This window comes from Komagataeibacter intermedius TF2 (assembly GCF_000964425.1).
Taxonomy (GTDB): Bacteria; Pseudomonadota; Alphaproteobacteria; order Acetobacterales; family Acetobacteraceae; genus Komagataeibacter; species Komagataeibacter intermedius.
This window is the reverse complement of record NZ_BANF01000027.1, coordinates 75,295-92,000: the sequence shown is the minus strand read 5'-3', so window position 1 is coordinate 92,000 and position 16,706 is coordinate 75,295. Positions and strand designations below refer to the sequence as shown.

Here is a 16,706-nt window from a genome sequence, read left to right as displayed (position 1 = left end):
GTGTACCGCCCTGCGATGGGCATACCCGGCGCCCATACCCCTGAAGGCGGAAACGTGCATCGGGAACGGCGTGCGGGAACGCAGGCGGCCTGTCGCGGCATTCTGCCTGCCATACTTACGGATTACGGACAGGGTTCTGGTATCGTATGATGGTCGGCGGGTGCATATATCCATTAAGTCATGACTTGTCCGGTTCATGATTGTTTCCGTCTGTCTGCAAGGATGCTGGCTTGAGCGATTGTCATATTTCATCCCCGTCGCACCGCCATAAATGGCTTCCGGGTATGTTCACGCAGGTTGTCATTGCCAGTGTGGCGGGGCTGGGACTGGGGCTGCTGGACCCTGGTCTCGCCAGCCGGACACACTGGGCTACGGACCTGTTCCTGCGCCTGATCGTCATGGCGGTGGGGCCGCTGTTATTCTGCATTGTCGTCACGGGCATTGTGGGGGCTGGTTCCCTGCGTGCCGTCGGGCGCATGGGCGTCAAGGCGCTGGTGTATTTCGAGATCATGACGACCTTCGCGCTGGTTATGGCTGTCGGCATTGGCATGCTGGTGCAGCCGGGCCGTTCCATCGTGTTCGCTCCAACGGCGGAGGATGCGCAGATGGTCGCATCCTATGCGCGCAATGCGCAGGTCCTGCATGAAGGGGGGATTACGGCATTCATCCTCTCGCTTGTTCCCCGTTCCCCGACGGATGCGTTCGCGCAGGCCAATGTACTGCAGATCCTGTTTTTCGCCATTCTGTTCGGCTGCTGCCTCAGCCTGATCGGGGAAGCCGGGGCCCCCTTGGTCAGGCTGATCGATGCCCTGTCGGTCCTGTTCGCGCGCATGATGCGGCTTATCATCGCCCTGGCGCCTTTGGGTGTCTTTGGCGCCATGGCCACGACAACCGCACGGTATGGCATGACCGCCATCATGCATCTTGCCGCTTTCGTCGCGTTGTATTTTGTGGTCATCGCCCTGTTCATCATCATCGCACTGGGGGGCTGCCTGCGTCTGTCGGGTGTCAGTCCGTGGCGTTTCCTGCGCTATTTCCGTGAAGAACTGGTCATTACGTCCACGACCACCACATCGGATGCCGTATTGCCCAGCGTCATGGAAAAACTCAGGCGCATGGGGGTTGATCCACAGGTGGTGGGACTGGTCGTGCCGGCGGGCTATTCCCTGAACCTTGACGCCCTGTCCATCTATCTGGGGCTGGCGGTGGTCTTTCTGGCGCAGGCGACCGGGACGCACCTTTCCGCGTGGCAGATGATCATCATGCTGGCCACGGCGCTCCTGACGTCCAAGGGGGCGCATGGGGTGCCGGGTGTCGCCATTGTTGTGCTCGCGGCGACGCTTGCGGCCATTCCATCCATTCCGGTTGCAAGCCTTGTGATGCTGCTGGCGGTGGACTGGTTCATCGGCATTGCGCGCGCGGTTGGGAATCTGGCCGGGAACTGCGTGGCGCCAGTCGTGATCGGGGCCTGGGAAGGGCGGCTGGATCGTGAAAAAATGGCGGATGCGCTGTTGCGGGACTGATCCGTGTCCAGTCGGTCGACAGGCCGGTGGGCCATCGTGGGCGCCGGATCAATGGTAGTCTGTTCCCGCCATCGCGTATGTGGCCCTGTGGGACGGATGGCGGGAACAGGGGCGATGTGTCTCAGGCCGCCCGGATCATGCAGCCAGCGGCATGGTCGCCATGTCGATCACGAAGCGGTATTTGACGTCCGAGCGTAGCATGCGGGCGTATGCGGTCTCGATTTCGTCCATGCGGATCATTTCGATATCCGCCGTGATGTTGTGCCTGCCACAGAAATCCAGCATTTCCTGTGTTTCGGGAATGCCGCCAATCAGCGACCCCGCAAAGCTGCGGCGTTTCATGAGCAGGCTGAACACGGAAACCGGCAGTGGCTGTTCCGGCGCGCCAACCTGCACCATCGTGCCATCGCGCCTGAGCAGGTCCAGATAGGCATTGATGTCGTGCTCCGCCGCGACGGCATCGAGAATGAAGTCGAACCGCCCGCGTTCCTTGGCCATGGCCCCAGCGTCCTTTGACAGCACGACCTCATGCGCGCCCAGCCGCAGGCCATCGGCCACCTTGCCGGGTGATGTGGTGAACAGCACGACTTCCGCCCCCAGCGCGCGGGCAAACTTGACCCCCATATGGCCCAGCCCGCCAAGGCCCACGATACCAACCCGCTGTCCCGGACCGACCTTCCAGTGCCGTAGCGGTGACCATGTGGTAATACCCGCGCAGAGCAGCGGACTGGCGGCAGCCGGGTCCAGCGTATCCGGCACGCGCAGCACAAAGCTCTGGTCAACCACAACCGCGCGTGAATACCCGCCAAAAGTGATGCCGCGGCCGTGCCGGTCCTCGCCATTATAGGTGGCGACAAAGCCGGCCTCGCAGTACTGCTCCAGCCCGTCGCGGCAGCTTGTGCATTCGCGGCATGAATCAACCATGCAGCCTACACCGACCATGTCGCCTGCCTTGAACCGGGTTACGGACGCCCCGGTTTCCGACACCCGGCCCACGATTTCGTGGCCCGGAACGCAGGGATAGATCGTATTCTGCCATTCATTGCGGGCCTGGTGCAGGTCGGAATGACAGACGCCGCAGTACAGGATATCGATGCGCACGTCATCAGGGCCGGTATCGCGCCGGTCAAAGGCAAACGGCTTGAGTGGCGCATCCGCTGCGGTCGCGGCGTAGCCAACACATGAAAACATGTTCGGATCCTTCCAGTTCCTGTTCAGGCGGATTTGGGTGATGCGTCCGCCATGGCATCCGCACGGCAGGCGTGCGATCAGCCATTCCGGGTATTCGGGGGCAGGGCGCCAACCCGGTCAAGGGCGGCAGGCGTCTGTGGTGATAATGTGATCGCGTTCGTGGCTGGCATCTGCCGATCGGGTGTCCGGGCACGGGTTCATAACCCTGTGCGGCGCATGGCAGGAAGGGGCTCCGTGGCCCCCATGCGCGTGGCTGCAACCTGATCAGTCAGTCGCAGGACGGGGACGGGGACGGCGGCAGGACAGGATGGGCCTGCCGCCATGTGTATATTCTGACCGGGGCGGTTTCCCGTGGTCTGGACAATGGATCAGGTCATCGCACGCGGGAAACCGGGCGCAGGCTCTTTATTCCGGCTTCTGGTCCAGACGGGTTATCTTCATATGCCTGAATTCGGTCATGCCGTTTTCGGAAAAGGCGATGATGCGGTCAGCTTCAACAGGCGGGAAGATGAGGTCCGTTATGACGATGGAACCGTTTTGGGACAGCACTTCGACCGAATTACGGTCGATAATGACATGCAATGAAATCTCCCCGTTCGGGGCAGGCATGGAAACGGCATGTTCATGACTGAATTTGGGTGAGAAATCAGTCAGGCCAGAACGCGACCGGTCAATGCGCAGCTCATGCTTTTTCATATCATAAACAATACAGGTGCTGATCTGGCCATCAGCCGTGGCCCGCACGAACAGGCCGGCACGGTCCGCATCGTGCATGTGCATGCTCATGTCAATATCCAGAACCTGACCACGCGCATGATCGGGCAGCAGATGGCGTTCCGATGACAGCCGCAGCCCATCGAAAGAAAGTGCCGGGCGGTCGGCGACCAGCGCAGTGTACTGCTTTTCAGGGCTCAGGCATAATTGCGGGCGGCCATCAATGGTCCGCAGGGCCATGGTCATGGGCAGGGTCATCTGGCCTTTCCATGGTGATGTCGGCATCTGGGCTGCATAGTCCCAGTTGCTCATCCAGCCAATGGTTACGGGCGCGCTGTCAGGCAGGCCGGAAAAGACAAGGGCGGCATAATGGTCCGCGCCGTAATCGAGCCAGTCATATGCCGCAGGGTCCGATCCATCGGGCGGCAGTCCCTCGGCATGGAATGTCGTGCCATCGAAGGAGCCGACGAAATACATGCTGCCCGATCCACCCGCGATGCTCCACGGATTGATCCCCAGCATCAGAACCCATTTCTGCCGTTCCGGATTTCCATCCAGTGGCAGGGCAAACAGCGATGGCATTTCCCATAACATGTCCGGGTGGACAAAACCGGCAGGCCCGAAATCGCTGAGGAACGTCCATTCCGTCAGGTTGGTGGATTTGTACAGCTTGACCATCTGTTCATTGGCAACGACGGCCGTCATGACCCAGTACCCACCGGGTGCGTACCAGAACACGCTGGGATCGCGGAAATGGGGCGAGTCCGGTGACAATGTCAGCACGGGGTCCTTGCCGTATGGCTTCCATGTCCGCCCGTCATCCAGACTGTATGCAAGGGACTGGGCCTGCACGCCTGCTGGTCTGGGGGCGTTTTCCTTGAAAACACTGGTGTATAATGCCACCAGCGGCGGATTGTCCGCCGTGCCCAGTCCGGACGTGTTATGTGTATCCACGACAACCGTTCCGGAAAAAATATCCTTCGTGTCACTGAACGGCACGGCCACATCGTGTTCATGCCAGTGCAGCAGGTCCGGGCTGGTCGCATGCCCCCACGACATGTTTCCCCATTCCTCGCCAAGGGGATTGTACTGGTAGAAAAGATGATAGACCCCCTTGTAAAAAAACGGGCCATTGGGATCATTCATCCAGTTCCGCCGGGGGGTATAATGCAGGAGCGGGCGCCACTGAGGGGTTGTATCCTGTGATGGGACGGGGAGTGCCTGCTGTAGACTGTCGGTTGCCTGAGCATCTGGTCGCATGGTGTTGATATCTCCCCTTCAGGATACAGGTGCTATGGGACGGACGGTTCCTGCAGTATCGCTGTGGTACGAACATGGCTGGCGACCTTATCGGATCGCAGCGGGTTCCGTACACATCCTCTTCAGTCCAAATCATACCGGTTTGCCAGCATATTGCCAGACCCACCCGGTTCGTTCAGACCATGGCGCAGGCTGGTCCGTATTGATGCGCCACCGATCCGGAGTTTTATGGTCGGCGCAGGCGCTTTCCCGCGGGGCCTGCGGAACCGATCCGGTCTTGCCACCAGCAGTGAACCCGCTTGACATAAATGGCGGCATGTCAGGCCATGCCGGACAATCCGGATTTATCGGTTATGGTGGCTGCCTGTATGCAAGGAACCAGTCGTGCGCAATCTTGATTTCAGTTCATGGCACAGCCTTCTGGCCACTATGATCGGGCTGTGCCTGATTACCTTGATTGGCGTGGGTATCCGGCTGCTGGTCATGGTCGTGGTCCAGCAGCGCAGGGAGCGTATGAACCGCCAGATCAATGAACGTCTGCGCACCCTGATTGCCGCCTACCGCACGCTGGGCGGTTCCTTTACCGGGGATCTGGCTGTGGATCCCCGGCATCGACGGGACCTGCGGATGGTCGGGAATGGGGCGGATCTGTCCCCCGATGGCGCCAGTGATGGAACGGATACTGGCGCCGCAGCGGGTTCCGACCGTGCCCGGCGTATCCGTGATGCCGTGGAAGCCGCCCTGTCAGATATCATTTTGCTGGGAACGGGCGAACAGGTGCGCCTGGCCACCCACGCGGCGCGGGAACTGGTTACAGGACAACGCGTGCATACGCATGATCTGGTTGTCTCGCTGCGGGATTTTATCCGCAAGGCGCTTGATCTCGAACCTGTCCCGTCCGATCTCGACCTGCCCATGCAGGGGCCCGCCCGCATGCAGGCAACTGGCAGCCGTGGCAAGGACGACGGGAAAAAAGAGGGCGGCGGCAATGCCGGCGGCGGAGGCATGCAGTCAGGTGGGGATATGGCCGTCACCGGCGCAACAGGTCCGGACGGCCACGAAAGCATGCCACAGCACTGACGGGTTCATATCACGAACCGCGTCGTCCCCGGCATGGCGGGGACGACTGAACCGGAATGGCATGGTGGCCAGCCCTGCTGTTGTGTCCGCCCTCTTACGGGTGGGCGGACGGAACATGGGTTGCATAACGGGCCCAGTTCCCGGTGAGGGTATGTGTGATCGTGCTGCCAACGCGCCATGCCGCCTCATAGGCGGGCATTCCCTCATCGGGATACTCGGCGGTCACGGATTGCAGGGTCGTCTGGCCCTGCGGCGGCAGGGTATAGTTTGAAGCGGTACGCAGCACCATCAGGCGCTGATAGTCGACCCGATGCATCCGGTCGAGCCGGAACATCGCGGTGGCAATGGCGGAATCTTCCATGTTGCTCATGGCGAATACGCCGTGAGACGCCGTGAACATGCGCACCCAGTCGCGGGCATACTGGTTCAGGTGGATCCCGTGCCAGTACTGGTCAGAGGCAAAGCTGTCCCCCAGGATGACGGCCGGCTTGTGACGCGCACCGGGATAATCTGCCCACCCTTTGGAAAAATCACGCATCTGCGGCGTATCCATCAGGCGCGTGGCGCGGGTGGTCCGCCATGCCCACTGGGCCAGTCCGGCATTGAGTGGAAAGACCATCGGGTAATCCGCCAGGGCGCCGTGGTCCGTGCCGGTGCCGTCCAGCGTGTCGGGACGCTGCGCCCCGTTGGCGTATATCCCGTATGGCCAGTCTTTCGGGGCTTCGCGCATGTCGATGGACTGCGCAACGTCATTGACGACATACCGCGCCCATGCGGCGGACCCAACCGAGGCAACCTGCGGATCAACCCCCGCAATGCCGGCAACAAGCCAGTAAGCCTGATGGAGGTCGAAACGGGGATCCGTTCCCAGCGCCATGACGGAAGCCCCCGCATTGACCAGTGACATGCCGGTTACGACCGCGATGACCGAATGATCTGGCGTGGACAGGATGGGATGCACGCCACCTGGGAAGTCCAGCTTTTCGCTCAGATGCTCGCGTTCGGCCCATAGCTGGAGTTCACCGGGCCTGTCGCCGGTATCGGCGCCGTTTTCGAATGTCGTGACAATGACAACCTTGACCGGCCACGGCGCATCCGCCGCCCGCGCCAGCGATGACACCGTGCATAAAGCGCCCATGAGCAGCCCGACAGCGCGAAACCTGGTCATGAAAGGGAAGGGCATGATGTTTTTTTCCTTATGGTTGGGCGATGAGGGACCGGTCCATCAGAAAGGATGGGCCAGCACCTGTGTTTCAAACCGGGCAATATCGTGCTCCAGCCGCCACTGCAGGGCCGCTTTTTCGCTGCGGTGCAGGAATTCGGCGCAGGTGGGGGACGGCTGCGGAGCATCTGTCCGGGCGCAGGTCGCAACGGGCATGCCGGGTCTGTGATCGCGCCACAGGCTTTCCCCCGGCAGGAACGAGAATTCCAGCGCGTTGCGCACGATCTGCCTGATCTGGTGATAATCAAGATGCTGATCGACGACGGCGCTGACATATTCTTCCGTCAGGTCCGTGCGCAGTACGCCGGGATCATCGGTCGAAAGCACCACCGGTACGCCTGCGGCCAGATAGAGGTGCAGCGGATGGGCGCGGCCATGCACGCCAAGGATGACATCGTTGCTGGTCAGGTTGATCTCGATCGCCACGGGGCGATGCGCCATCCGGGTCAGGGTTGCGCGCGCCTGGTCTTCCATCGCGATATCGACACCATGGCCAATGCGCGATGCACCGGCTTCGATCGCCTGGGCAATGTGTGACGCCAGTGCCGCCGGTGGCGCGACCGCCCGCGTCAGTTCGCCTGCATGAAGCGAGAAACGGACATCGGGATACCGTGCGGAAAGATAGCGGAACATTGCCATATGCAGCGCATAGTCCCGGACGGCGGTCACATTGTCCTCCGGTGCAAGGATGTTGACCCCCACCACGCGCGGGTCGGCATGGGCCAGGGCAAAGGCTGCCAGCATTTCGCCAAACACGCGGGCGGGCGTGCCCGTGCGGGTCACGGTGGCAAGGAAGCGCACCGTAACCCCGCACGGACCTGTGGTTTCGCGCAGGGGGGTGGCGCAGGCCTGACGCTGGTCCGCACCTGCCATCCATGCATCGATTTCCTGCCGGGCGGCATCCAGCATGGTCGGCAGGGATGGGGCCAGCCTGTCATGCATGATGTCCAGCCGGGCAGGGTCCATATGCATGGTGCTGGCACGCTCGCCCATGGCGTCAACGCTGGCGGGACTGGACATGAATTCGACATACGAACTGTTCTGCCGGGCCTGTATCGTGCGCAGCAGGGCCAGTTCATCAATGAGCGAATGGGAGGCCACGGGGGCCGCTACATCAAATGTTGCGAAAAAATGGTCATGGCGCGGCAGGACCGGACCGTTCACCGCGTCCTCGCTCAGGGCAGCAACCAGGGCGGCGCGCCGGACGTCGTCCATGCGCGCAACTGGCAGTGCATGATGCCTGCCACATGGTGGCGGCACGAACTGGGGCGCGCCGTGGCGGGTGACGCAGTAATTCCGGGCTTGCGCCCAGTCGATATCGGTCTCGGCAAAGGCGGTTCCCCATGAATGGATATGCAGTTCGCCACCTTTGGGCATGGACTGGAGGAACAGCCTGACCCGTGCCCGGTCTCCTGCAATGTCGTGCAGGCGGCTGGCGACAGCCGCCTCGCGTCCCTGCATGGACACAACAGGATCCGCGCAGGCCCCCCATGCCGCCAGAAGGACGCATATGGCAGCGAGGAAGGGAAGGACCCGGTAATACAGGTTATGATGATATGTTACCGGATGCTGCGGCACGGTTTCAGTCTCTTCATGTCTCGACCGGCATCTTTCCGCGCGCCGCGTCCTCCCTCCCGCCCGACAGGCGGCGTGATCTGCCGGGTAACTGGGAACCTGCATTATATGGCGGGTACCATCATGCCGGCCTTCCGGGCGAAATCATCAAGCCGGTCAAGATAGATCCGGCGTTCTTTTTCCCCGATCCAGGCGGCACGGAAGGCGTTCCGGCTGATGGCCAGCAGTTCATCTGGCGTCAGATGTGCGCCATCGCGCGCCATTTTCATTGCTTCCGTCATATAGACACCCTGCATATATCCCGGATCATCGGAATTGATGGTAATGGTCAGCCCGGCGTCCAGAAGGGCACGGATATCCTTCTCGTTACTGTTGGGGCGGATCGCCATGTTGGGGAACGGGCAGACCGTGAAGGGGATATGCCTCTCCCGTGCCTGACGCAGCAGGTCCGGCTTTTCCAGAATGTTCAGCCCGTGGTCAAGCCGCTCGCTGCCCAGGTCTTCCAGCGCCTGCCGGATATGTTCATGTGTATTTTCCTGATCGATGTCGCAATGCATTGTCACATGCAGCCCCGCATCACGCGCACGTTTGAATACGTTTGCGAATTTGGCGGGTGGATTGCCTTTTTCATCAGAATCCAGCCCCACGCCGACAATGTCCGACAGGTGGGGCAGTGCCTGCGTGAAGGTTTCTTCCGCTGACTGGGCACTCATTTCCCGGATAAAGCACATGACAAGCTGTGAACGGATACCGAAATCCCGCTGTGCATCCTTGCGCGCCCGGTTCAGGCCCGAGATGACGGTTTCGAAGGCAATGCCGCGACGGGTATGAAGCTGCGGGTCAAAGAACATTTCCGAATAAAGGACATTCTGTGATGCGGCTTTTTTAAGATAGGCATGGCAGAGATCATAAAAATCCTGCTCGGTATGCAGCAGTTCCACGCCTTCATAGTACAGGGCCAGAAACGATGGCAGGTCATGAAACCCGTAGCCGGCCCGAATGTCGTCTTCCGTCGCATCCTGAAGCGGATGGCCATTCCGGCGCGCCAGGATGATCTTCAGGCCCGGTTCAAGTGTGCCTTCCAGATGGACGTGAAGCTCGGCCTTGGGGAGTGCTTCAATAAACGTATCGGAAGCAGGCATCATGATGTGAAAGCCTTCTGAGGGTCATGCAGGAAGTTCCAGCATACACGTATGTCACGAAAATGAAACGATATTGTAATGACTGGAACCGGGCAGGTGTCCCCCGTTCCGATGCCTGGCATCTACGGTTTCGTGACCGGCGTCCGGGAATGACTATGGGACAGCAGGCAGCAGGGCAGGCTGATTTCACATCCCATATGAACCTGAATGGCTGGAGGCGGCGATGGCCTGCCCGTCCTGTGGCCATCACTGGCCGGTCACGGCCGGTACGGTGAGGAACGGGACAAAACCGTTACAGCTCCAGGACCGTGCAGTATCATGCCTGCAATGGACGTGATGGGGATATGTGCGGCCCTCAGCCCTGCACGGGCTGCAGGATCTGGCTCAGTATGGTCGTGGTGACAGGATCTCGGTGGAAATCGAGGCAGCTTTCAATGCCTTCCAGATGCCGTGCCATAAGGATGGATGCCTCGGCATATTTTTTCGCCAGAAGCAGGTCCAGCAGGTCATGATGGTCGGAAGACAGGCAGCATGTCGCATTATGCCGTTCATACATCGTGATGATCAGCGACATGCGCAGGATCAGTTCCTCGGTAATGCTTTTCAGGACTTCGTTGCCCAGTTCCTCGATCAACGTCAGGTGAAACTGCCCGGAGACATGGATCATGGCAATCGCGTCGTGCTTTTCATGCGCCTCGGCTTCCTGCGTCATGATCCTGCGCAGCCGCGTTACACCCTGTGTCGATAACTTGCGGTGAGGACGGGCCAGCAGGCTGACTTCGATCAGGCGGCGGCTGGCCAGTACGTCACGTGCCTCCTGCGGGGAGGGGCGGCTGACAAATGCCCCGCGGCCAGGTTCCAGCGTGACGATATGGGAACGCGAGAGCGAGAGCAGCACCCGCCGGATCTTGGCGCGGTTGGAGCGGAATATCTGGGCCAGTTCTTCTTCGGGCAGCTTGCTGCCGGGCGCAAGTTTGCGCTCAAGGACCGCCTTGCGCAAGGCATCAGCTATGCGTGCTTCTTCCCTGGCAGATGATCCCATGGCCCGTGTTCCCCCCCCCGGTTTTGCTGAAACGCATTTCTGTTGGGACAGTCTGCTGTTCCCGTCAAGGGGTTTGATATTGTGAACAATAATGGTTGACGAAATACGTTTCCAAATCATACTGACTGACAAAGGTCGCTGATATGACCTGTCTCATCACGATTGGATGCCCTGCCCGTGCCGCGTCTGCTGCTTATCAATCCGAATACCGATACGGACATGACGCGCCGCATGGTGGCCCATGCCAAAGCACTGTTTGACGGTGCTGTTGCAGTGGAAGCGGTAACCGCGCGTTTCGGGGCGCGCTACATTACCAACCGCGTGTCCGTCACGATTGCGGGCCATGCGGTGCTGGATGCGCTGGCATGTGCGCGTGGACCGTTTGACGGGGTGCTGGTGGCCTGTTTTGGTGATCCGGGCCGCGAGGCACTGGCCAGTATCTGCCCGGTGCCGGTTGCGGGCATGGCGCAGGCGTCCCTTATGCGGGCGGCACGGCTTCCGGGGCGTTTTTCCATCGTAACGGGTGGGCAGGAATGGAAGCCCATGCTGGCGGAGCTGGTACAGGCCATGGGGCTGGGCGCGCGGCTGGCCTCCATCCGGATACTGCCCGCGGCGGGGAACGTGCTGGCGAAAGGGGGGGGCGCCGCCTGCCGCCAGATCGTACGGACATGTAACGATGCCGTGCGGCATGACGGCGCGGCCCGCGTGCTGCTTGGGGGGGCCGGGCTTGCAGGGTTTGCCGCGCGAATTGCCCCGGATGTCGCGGCACCAGTCATGTGCTCCCTGCACGAAAGCCTGCAGGAAGTCCGTAACCTGTTATCGCACCCCGCGCCGTCCGTGCACCATCATGCCCCTATGGAAACAGTGGGCCTGTCCCCCGAACTGCAGCGTTATCTGGCATCCGGGACGGATATCTGCGCGTATCAGGATTGAAATCCATTTTTGTAAACAATATGCGTTGACACGCATTTTGTACGCATATTATTTTACATCTGTAACGAGAGACATTTCTCTCAAGTATCATTTCACGTCGCAATCCCGGCCCTGTTGCGCGGGATAAAAAATGAAGGACACCGGCAATGTGCCTTGACGGAAAAAGCCTGATCGGATCGTATTCCCCCAGGTTGGCCGCGCCGCTGCCCCGTTTTTCCGTTCAGCCCGCCAGCCTCCGGGTTTTCCTGGTCATTACCACCGCGCTGGCACTGAGTGCACCACGCGGGGCCGCACTGGCCCGTACGGTCCAGACCCATTCCGCACATGCCCGCCCCGCGACCGCCCAGCATACCGGTACGGCAGCACAGCCGCAGGGCGTCCGCGCCACGGGCGGGGCTGAACAGATCCGGGTGGGGGCGATTGTTGTCCATTCGGCCGACGGCGTGACCGGACGCGCGCCCGGTGGCGGGCTGATCCAGAAACAGACCGCCCCCAAGGCGCGCAGCACCGTGACGCCTGACTACATCATGAAGCAGTCCCCTGCGCAGAATGCCTATAACGCCGTCAAGCTGCTGCCGGGTATCGTGGTGGCGAACACCGACCCCGCCGGCCACGAAAAATCCGCCCTGAGCATGCGTGGCCTGACGCAGGACCAGATCGCCAATGTGTGGGAAGGCATGCCGCTGAGCAGTATCGGTGGCTACAACCTTGACGTGGCATGGGTAACGGACAGCGAGAATATCGGCAGCGTATCCGTGCAGCCCGGTTCATCCAATCTCGATACCCCCGCCATCAACGGATCTGGCGGCATGTTCGAGTTCAAGACCCGCGATCCCTCCAGGAAATTCGGCGGACTGGGGGACGTGGGCGTGGGCAACCGTGACTATACCCGCCAGTTCCTGCGCGTGGATACGGGGGAATGGGGCAAGACGGGCATCCGGTCCTACATCTCGTTTTCCAACCAGCATGACACGTTCTATCATGGACCGGGTCAGGAAGACTTCAAGCACATCGATTTCAAGATCCTCAAGGAATGGGGGGACGGTAATCGGGTGTCGCTGGTCGGTGGCTTTACGCGCGGCATTATCGGGAACGAGCCGTACTGGGACATGACCATGGCCAGCTGGAAGCAGAAGGGCCTCAAGAATGAACTGTCCGGTTCTTACGACCAGAACAATGCCGACGGTGGCACCGATTACTGGAAGCTGAACTGGCTTCATTCCAAGACCTTCAACATTGCAGCGCCGTCGCACTTCAATTTCGGGCGTCTGGCGCTGGATGTAACCCCCTACGTGGCCGCCAATCAGAAGGTCTATGGTTCGGGCTTCGACCTGAACGATCAGGTTTATTATGGATATGGCGGCAGCCCGCAGTCCATTTCGATACCCAATCAGCTGCCGGGTCAGTCCTATGGCGTGACGGAGCAGTACAGCAGCCTGAACGAAATGCGTGGCGGCGTGAATGCCAAGCTGAGTTACAAGGTCGGGCATCACCACATCTACCTTGGCTACTGGTTCGATTATGACAATTCGACCAACCTGGTCGGTTATACCGGTGTCAGCAGCAGTGGCGATCCGGCGACATCATGGGGCAAGGCAAGCAAGTCACTGCGGCTGGCAAATGGCCAGATCTTCTATTCCCAGAATTACAGCGATATTTCCACTGTCAACGGAATCTATGCTGGCGATACGGTTACACTTCTGAACGGGCGGCTGGTTCTGGACGGGGGCATGCGCGTCACCATGATCCATCGTGATGGCACCGACAATATCCCCGGCCTGCAGCGCAAGGTCAGCGCCAATGAGTTCATGCCACTTCCCACCCTTGGCGGCCATTTCCAGCTGAACAAGTATGTGCAGATCTTTGGTGGGGTCTCGACCGGCGCCAAGGCGCCACCTGACAGCGCCATGATCACCACCATCAATCCCAATACCGGGCAGATCGCCAACCAGGGCGAGACACACATCCATGATGAATACAATATCACGGAAGAAGTGGGCGTGCGCTATACCGGTAAATACATCATCGGGTCCTTTACCTATTTCCATTACAACCTGTCGCATCATCAGGTTTCCACGTCCATGTTCCTGGGGAACGAGGCCATCGGGCAGGTCATTGACGCGGGCAACCAGACCACCAACGGCTTTGACGCGGAAATCGGCACGCGACCCATTCACCATTTCCGGCCCTATGCATCCATGCAGTATCTGCATTCGACCATCGATAACGATATTCAGGGCCTGCCAACCAAGGGCAAGATGGCGGTCAATACGCCCACATGGGCGGCTTCGCTGGGGGTGGACTGGGATAACGGGATTTTCTTCTGGAATTATGGCCTGAATTACTTTTCCAAACAGTATTCGACCTTCATGAACCAGGAAGCCCTGCCGTCGCTGTACACCATGAATGCGACCGTGGGCGCGCGCCTGCCGCGCAACAGCCTTGTCGGGCGCGGGCTGAGCTTTCTCAAGAGTCCGGAAATCATGCTGTGGGTCAACAACATGATCGATACCCATGCCTATTCCGCCATCAACAGCGTCAGCCTGACCAATACAACCATTGGCAAGGTTCAGGGTACGGCGCCCACCTATAATACGCTGGGTCGTTTTTCGGCTGTCGTGACCTTCCGAGCAGGGTTCTGAGCGGGCATCATGTAATGGGATACGCACACGGGCATGACCTTCACACGGCAGGCACACCCCACCATAGTGTCCTGCGGAGGTTACGCGCATGAACATGCACATACGACCGGAAGAGGTTTCACGTTCTCCGGTCATGCAGCCAGGGGGGAAGGATGACAGGTTGCGCAATCGCGACCTGTTGCCTGCGGAACGGCAGGACTGGGGCTGGTACGATTACCTCTCCTTCTGGATGTCGGATGTGCATAGCGTTGGCGGTTATGTGACAGCGGGAAACCTGTTTACGCTTGGCCTGCCTTCGGGGCTGGTGTTTGTCGCCCTGCTGGCTGGTGTGCTGATCGTCAACGTCCTGTGTAACCTTGTCGCCGTGCCCAGCCAGCGCACGGGCACGCCGTTTCCGGTTGTGTGCCGTATGTCCTTTGGCGTGCTGGGGGCCAATATCCCGGCCCTGATACGCGGTGTGATCGCTGTATGCTGGTACGGGATACAGACATGGCTGGCGTCAAACGCGCTGGTCGTGCTGGCCCTGCGGCTTGTTCCCGGCCTGACGCCATGGGCGGAGGCCGGGCTGCATGGCATGCTGGGGCTTTCCGTCGTGGGGTGGGGGGCGTTCGCCCTGTTATGGCTGGTGCAGGCCGCCATTTTCTGGCGCGGGATCGAGACAATCCGCCGGTTTATCGAACTGGCCGGGCCTGCCGTCTATGCGGTCATGATCGCGCTGGACCTGTATCTGCTCCATCGTGTGGGGTGGCGCCATTTTTCCCTTCAGATTTCCGGTGTTGGCGCCCCCCTGCATGGGGGCGAACTTGTATGGACGGGCGTGAATGCCGTGGCCCTTGTGGTTTCCTATTTTTCCGGGCCGATGCTCAATTTTGGCGACTTTGCCCGGTATGGCCGCAGTGTTGTGGATATCCGGCGTGGTAATTTCTGGGGATTGCCGTTCAATTTTGTCGGGTTTTCGGCCCTGACGATCTGTACCATTGCGCTGACGGCCCCGGCCTTTGGCCATGTCATGATCGATCCGGTGGAAACGGTGGCGCATATCGATAGCCTGACAGCGGTCATATTCGGCATGCTGACCTTCATCATTGCCACGGCAGGCATCAATATCGTGGCCAATTTCGTCTCGGCCTCGTTTGATTTTTCCAATCTTTCGCCCCGGCATATCAGCCTGCGCGGTGGCGGCATGATTGCAGCGGCAGGCTCCATCCTCATCATGCCATGGAAGCTGTATGGCAGTCCGCAGCTCATGCACCTGACGCTGGATGTGCTGGCCACGTTTATCGGTCCCTTATTCGGTATTCTTGTGTGCGATTATTATATCGTGCACCGTCGGCAGGTCGATGTGGCAGCACTTTATACAACCAGTCCGCAGGGCTGCTACTGGTACCGTAACGGGGTTAACCCGGCTGCGGTCGCCGCCCTCCTTATCGCCGTCATGGTGGGAAGCGCGGGCGTGTTCATACCCGCGTTATCGGCGCTGTCCGGATTTGCATGGTTCATGGGGTGTCTGACAGGGGGGGGAAGTTACCTTGCCCTCATGAAACTGGCGCGCGGAAGCTGACTGCAGGCAGTCAGGGTCGGGGGAGAGAGTTTCAGTCGAACAGCCAGCATTGTCGCGCCGAAAACCCCAGCCGGTTTGCCAACCCGCAGCGCAAGGATGATGCCAGGCAGCACGGGGGCCAGCAGCATGCTGGCGTGCAGGTCCATCAGCGATACCCCGATATTGATGAACCCGAACAGCGCCAGCGTGACCAGTCGATGGTATTGCGCGGCCTGGGGGGAATTGGCCAGTGCCAGGCCCGGCATGAACGCCAGCGGCAGGACAGCCGTACCAGCGGAAGGAGACATGAAAAAGCGGCGGATCAGCTTTCCTTGTCCCCGCATTGCATGGGGGGAGCATCATTGGGGGACTTGACTGCGCCATGGTCGCTGCCGGTCACATAATCCTGTAGTTCACGCGCTTCCTGTTCGGCATTTTCAGCACGTAGTTTGACAATGTCCCCGATGCTGACCAGTCCCGCCAGTTTGCCGTTTTCCATAACGGGCACGTGCCGGCTGCGCGAATATGTCATGCGGCAGGCAATATCATAAATACTGTCATCGGGCGTTGCGGTTGGCGTATCCCTTGTCATGATATCTTTCGCGGTCAGGGTGGATATGTCCGCGCCGCGCTGGGATAATGCATGAACGATCACTTTTTCCGATATCATGCCCACCAGCTGGTCATCGGCGCCCAGAACGGGTGCGCCGCCAATATTGTGTCGCGCCAGCGTGGTTGCGACATCCAGCACAGGGTCGTCCGCCCGGACGGTAATGACCGTGTTGCCTTTTTGCGCCAGGATGTGAAAGACACGAGAGGACATGGGAAAATCCTTTCCATGT

At 60.1% G+C, this 16,706-nt stretch carries 13 protein-coding genes; 5 read left to right on the top strand and 8 right to left on the bottom strand.

What is annotated here, in order from left to right; all coding sequences use genetic code 11:
* Window positions 1-284 precede the first annotated feature (284 nt).
* Complete coding sequence (locus B7449_RS04980) at window positions 285-1,523, top strand: cation:dicarboxylate symporter family transporter (protein ID WP_039734516.1); 1,239 nt, start codon at window positions 285-287, stop codon at window positions 1,521-1,523.
* A 135-nt stretch (window positions 1,524-1,658) separates the two neighbouring features.
* On the opposite strand, the gene B7449_RS04975 is transcribed toward B7449_RS04980, so the two are convergent.
* Window positions 1,659-2,714 carry an NAD(P)-dependent alcohol dehydrogenase gene (locus B7449_RS04975; protein WP_039734514.1) on the bottom strand — a complete coding sequence of 352 codons (1,056 nt, stop codon included), beginning with the start codon at window positions 2,712-2,714 and terminating at the stop codon, window positions 1,659-1,661.
* Window positions 2,715-3,119: 405 nt separating this feature from the next.
* The gene (locus B7449_RS04970; RefSeq protein ID WP_039734387.1) at window positions 3,120-4,688 is read right to left on the bottom strand and encodes a glycoside hydrolase family 32 protein; all 1,569 of its coding nucleotides are present in this window, start codon (window positions 4,686-4,688) and stop codon (window positions 3,120-3,122) included.
* A 384-nt stretch (window positions 4,689-5,072) separates the two neighbouring features.
* Here B7449_RS04970 and B7449_RS04965 point away from each other — a divergent pair, with 384 nt between their 5' ends.
* The gene (locus B7449_RS04965) at window positions 5,073-5,768 is read left to right on the top strand and encodes a hypothetical protein (RefSeq protein WP_039734389.1); all 696 of its coding nucleotides are present in this window, start codon (window positions 5,073-5,075) and stop codon (window positions 5,766-5,768) included.
* A 94-nt stretch (window positions 5,769-5,862) separates the two neighbouring features.
* Here the strand turns inward: B7449_RS04965 and B7449_RS04960 are convergent, their stop codons facing one another.
* The 4 genes from B7449_RS04960 to B7449_RS04945 form a co-directional block, all read right to left on the bottom strand.
* Entirely contained in the window at window positions 5,863-6,951 is a 1,089-nt protein-coding gene (locus B7449_RS04960; protein WP_052279991.1) for a purine-nucleoside phosphorylase, read from the bottom strand.
* A gap of 42 nt (window positions 6,952-6,993) precedes the next feature.
* Window positions 6,994-8,451, bottom strand: a complete 1,458-nt coding sequence (locus B7449_RS04955) for an adenosine deaminase family protein (protein ID WP_158003653.1) — start codon at window positions 8,449-8,451, stop codon at window positions 6,994-6,996.
* 218 nt (window positions 8,452-8,669) lie between these two features.
* Complete coding sequence (gene add / locus B7449_RS04950) at window positions 8,670-9,710, bottom strand: adenosine deaminase (RefSeq protein WP_082084764.1); 1,041 nt, start codon at window positions 9,708-9,710, stop codon at window positions 8,670-8,672.
* A gap of 352 nt (window positions 9,711-10,062) precedes the next feature.
* Window positions 10,063-10,749, bottom strand: a complete 687-nt coding sequence (locus B7449_RS04945) for a GntR family transcriptional regulator (protein ID WP_039734390.1) — start codon at window positions 10,747-10,749, stop codon at window positions 10,063-10,065.
* 177 nt (window positions 10,750-10,926) lie between these two features.
* Between B7449_RS04945 and B7449_RS04940 the strand changes: the two genes are divergently transcribed.
* The 3 genes from B7449_RS04940 to B7449_RS04930 all read left to right on the top strand — a co-directional run bounded on the left by B7449_RS04940 (window position 10,927) and on the right by B7449_RS04930 (window position 15,885).
* Window positions 10,927-11,682, top strand: coding sequence for an aspartate/glutamate racemase family protein (locus tag B7449_RS04940; protein WP_235721063.1), 756 nt, complete (start codon window positions 10,927-10,929; stop codon window positions 11,680-11,682).
* A gap of 146 nt (window positions 11,683-11,828) precedes the next feature.
* A complete protein-coding gene (locus tag B7449_RS04935; protein WP_048883402.1) occupies window positions 11,829-14,324 on the top strand; it encodes a TonB-dependent receptor in 2,496 nt (831 codons plus the stop codon).
* Between the two features lie 88 nt (window positions 14,325-14,412).
* Window positions 14,413-15,885: an NCS1 family nucleobase:cation symporter-1 gene (locus tag B7449_RS04930; protein ID WP_039734393.1), complete on the top strand. Its 1,473-nt coding sequence runs from the start codon at window positions 14,413-14,415 to the stop codon at window positions 15,883-15,885.
* On the opposite strand, the gene B7449_RS04925 is transcribed toward B7449_RS04930, so the two are convergent.
* Both B7449_RS04925 and B7449_RS04920 read right to left on the bottom strand, forming a co-directional pair.
* Window positions 15,849-16,172, bottom strand: coding sequence for a Na+/H+ antiporter NhaA (locus tag B7449_RS04925; RefSeq protein WP_235721062.1), 324 nt, complete (start codon window positions 16,170-16,172; stop codon window positions 15,849-15,851). The two genes, B7449_RS04930 and B7449_RS04925, sit on opposite strands and share 37 nt — an antisense overlap.
* Before the next feature lie 14 nt (window positions 16,173-16,186).
* On the bottom strand, window positions 16,187-16,687 hold the full coding sequence (locus tag B7449_RS04920) for a CBS domain-containing protein (RefSeq protein ID WP_039734395.1): 501 nt from the start codon (window positions 16,685-16,687) through the stop codon (window positions 16,187-16,189).
* Between the last annotated feature and the right edge of the window lie 19 nt (window positions 16,688-16,706).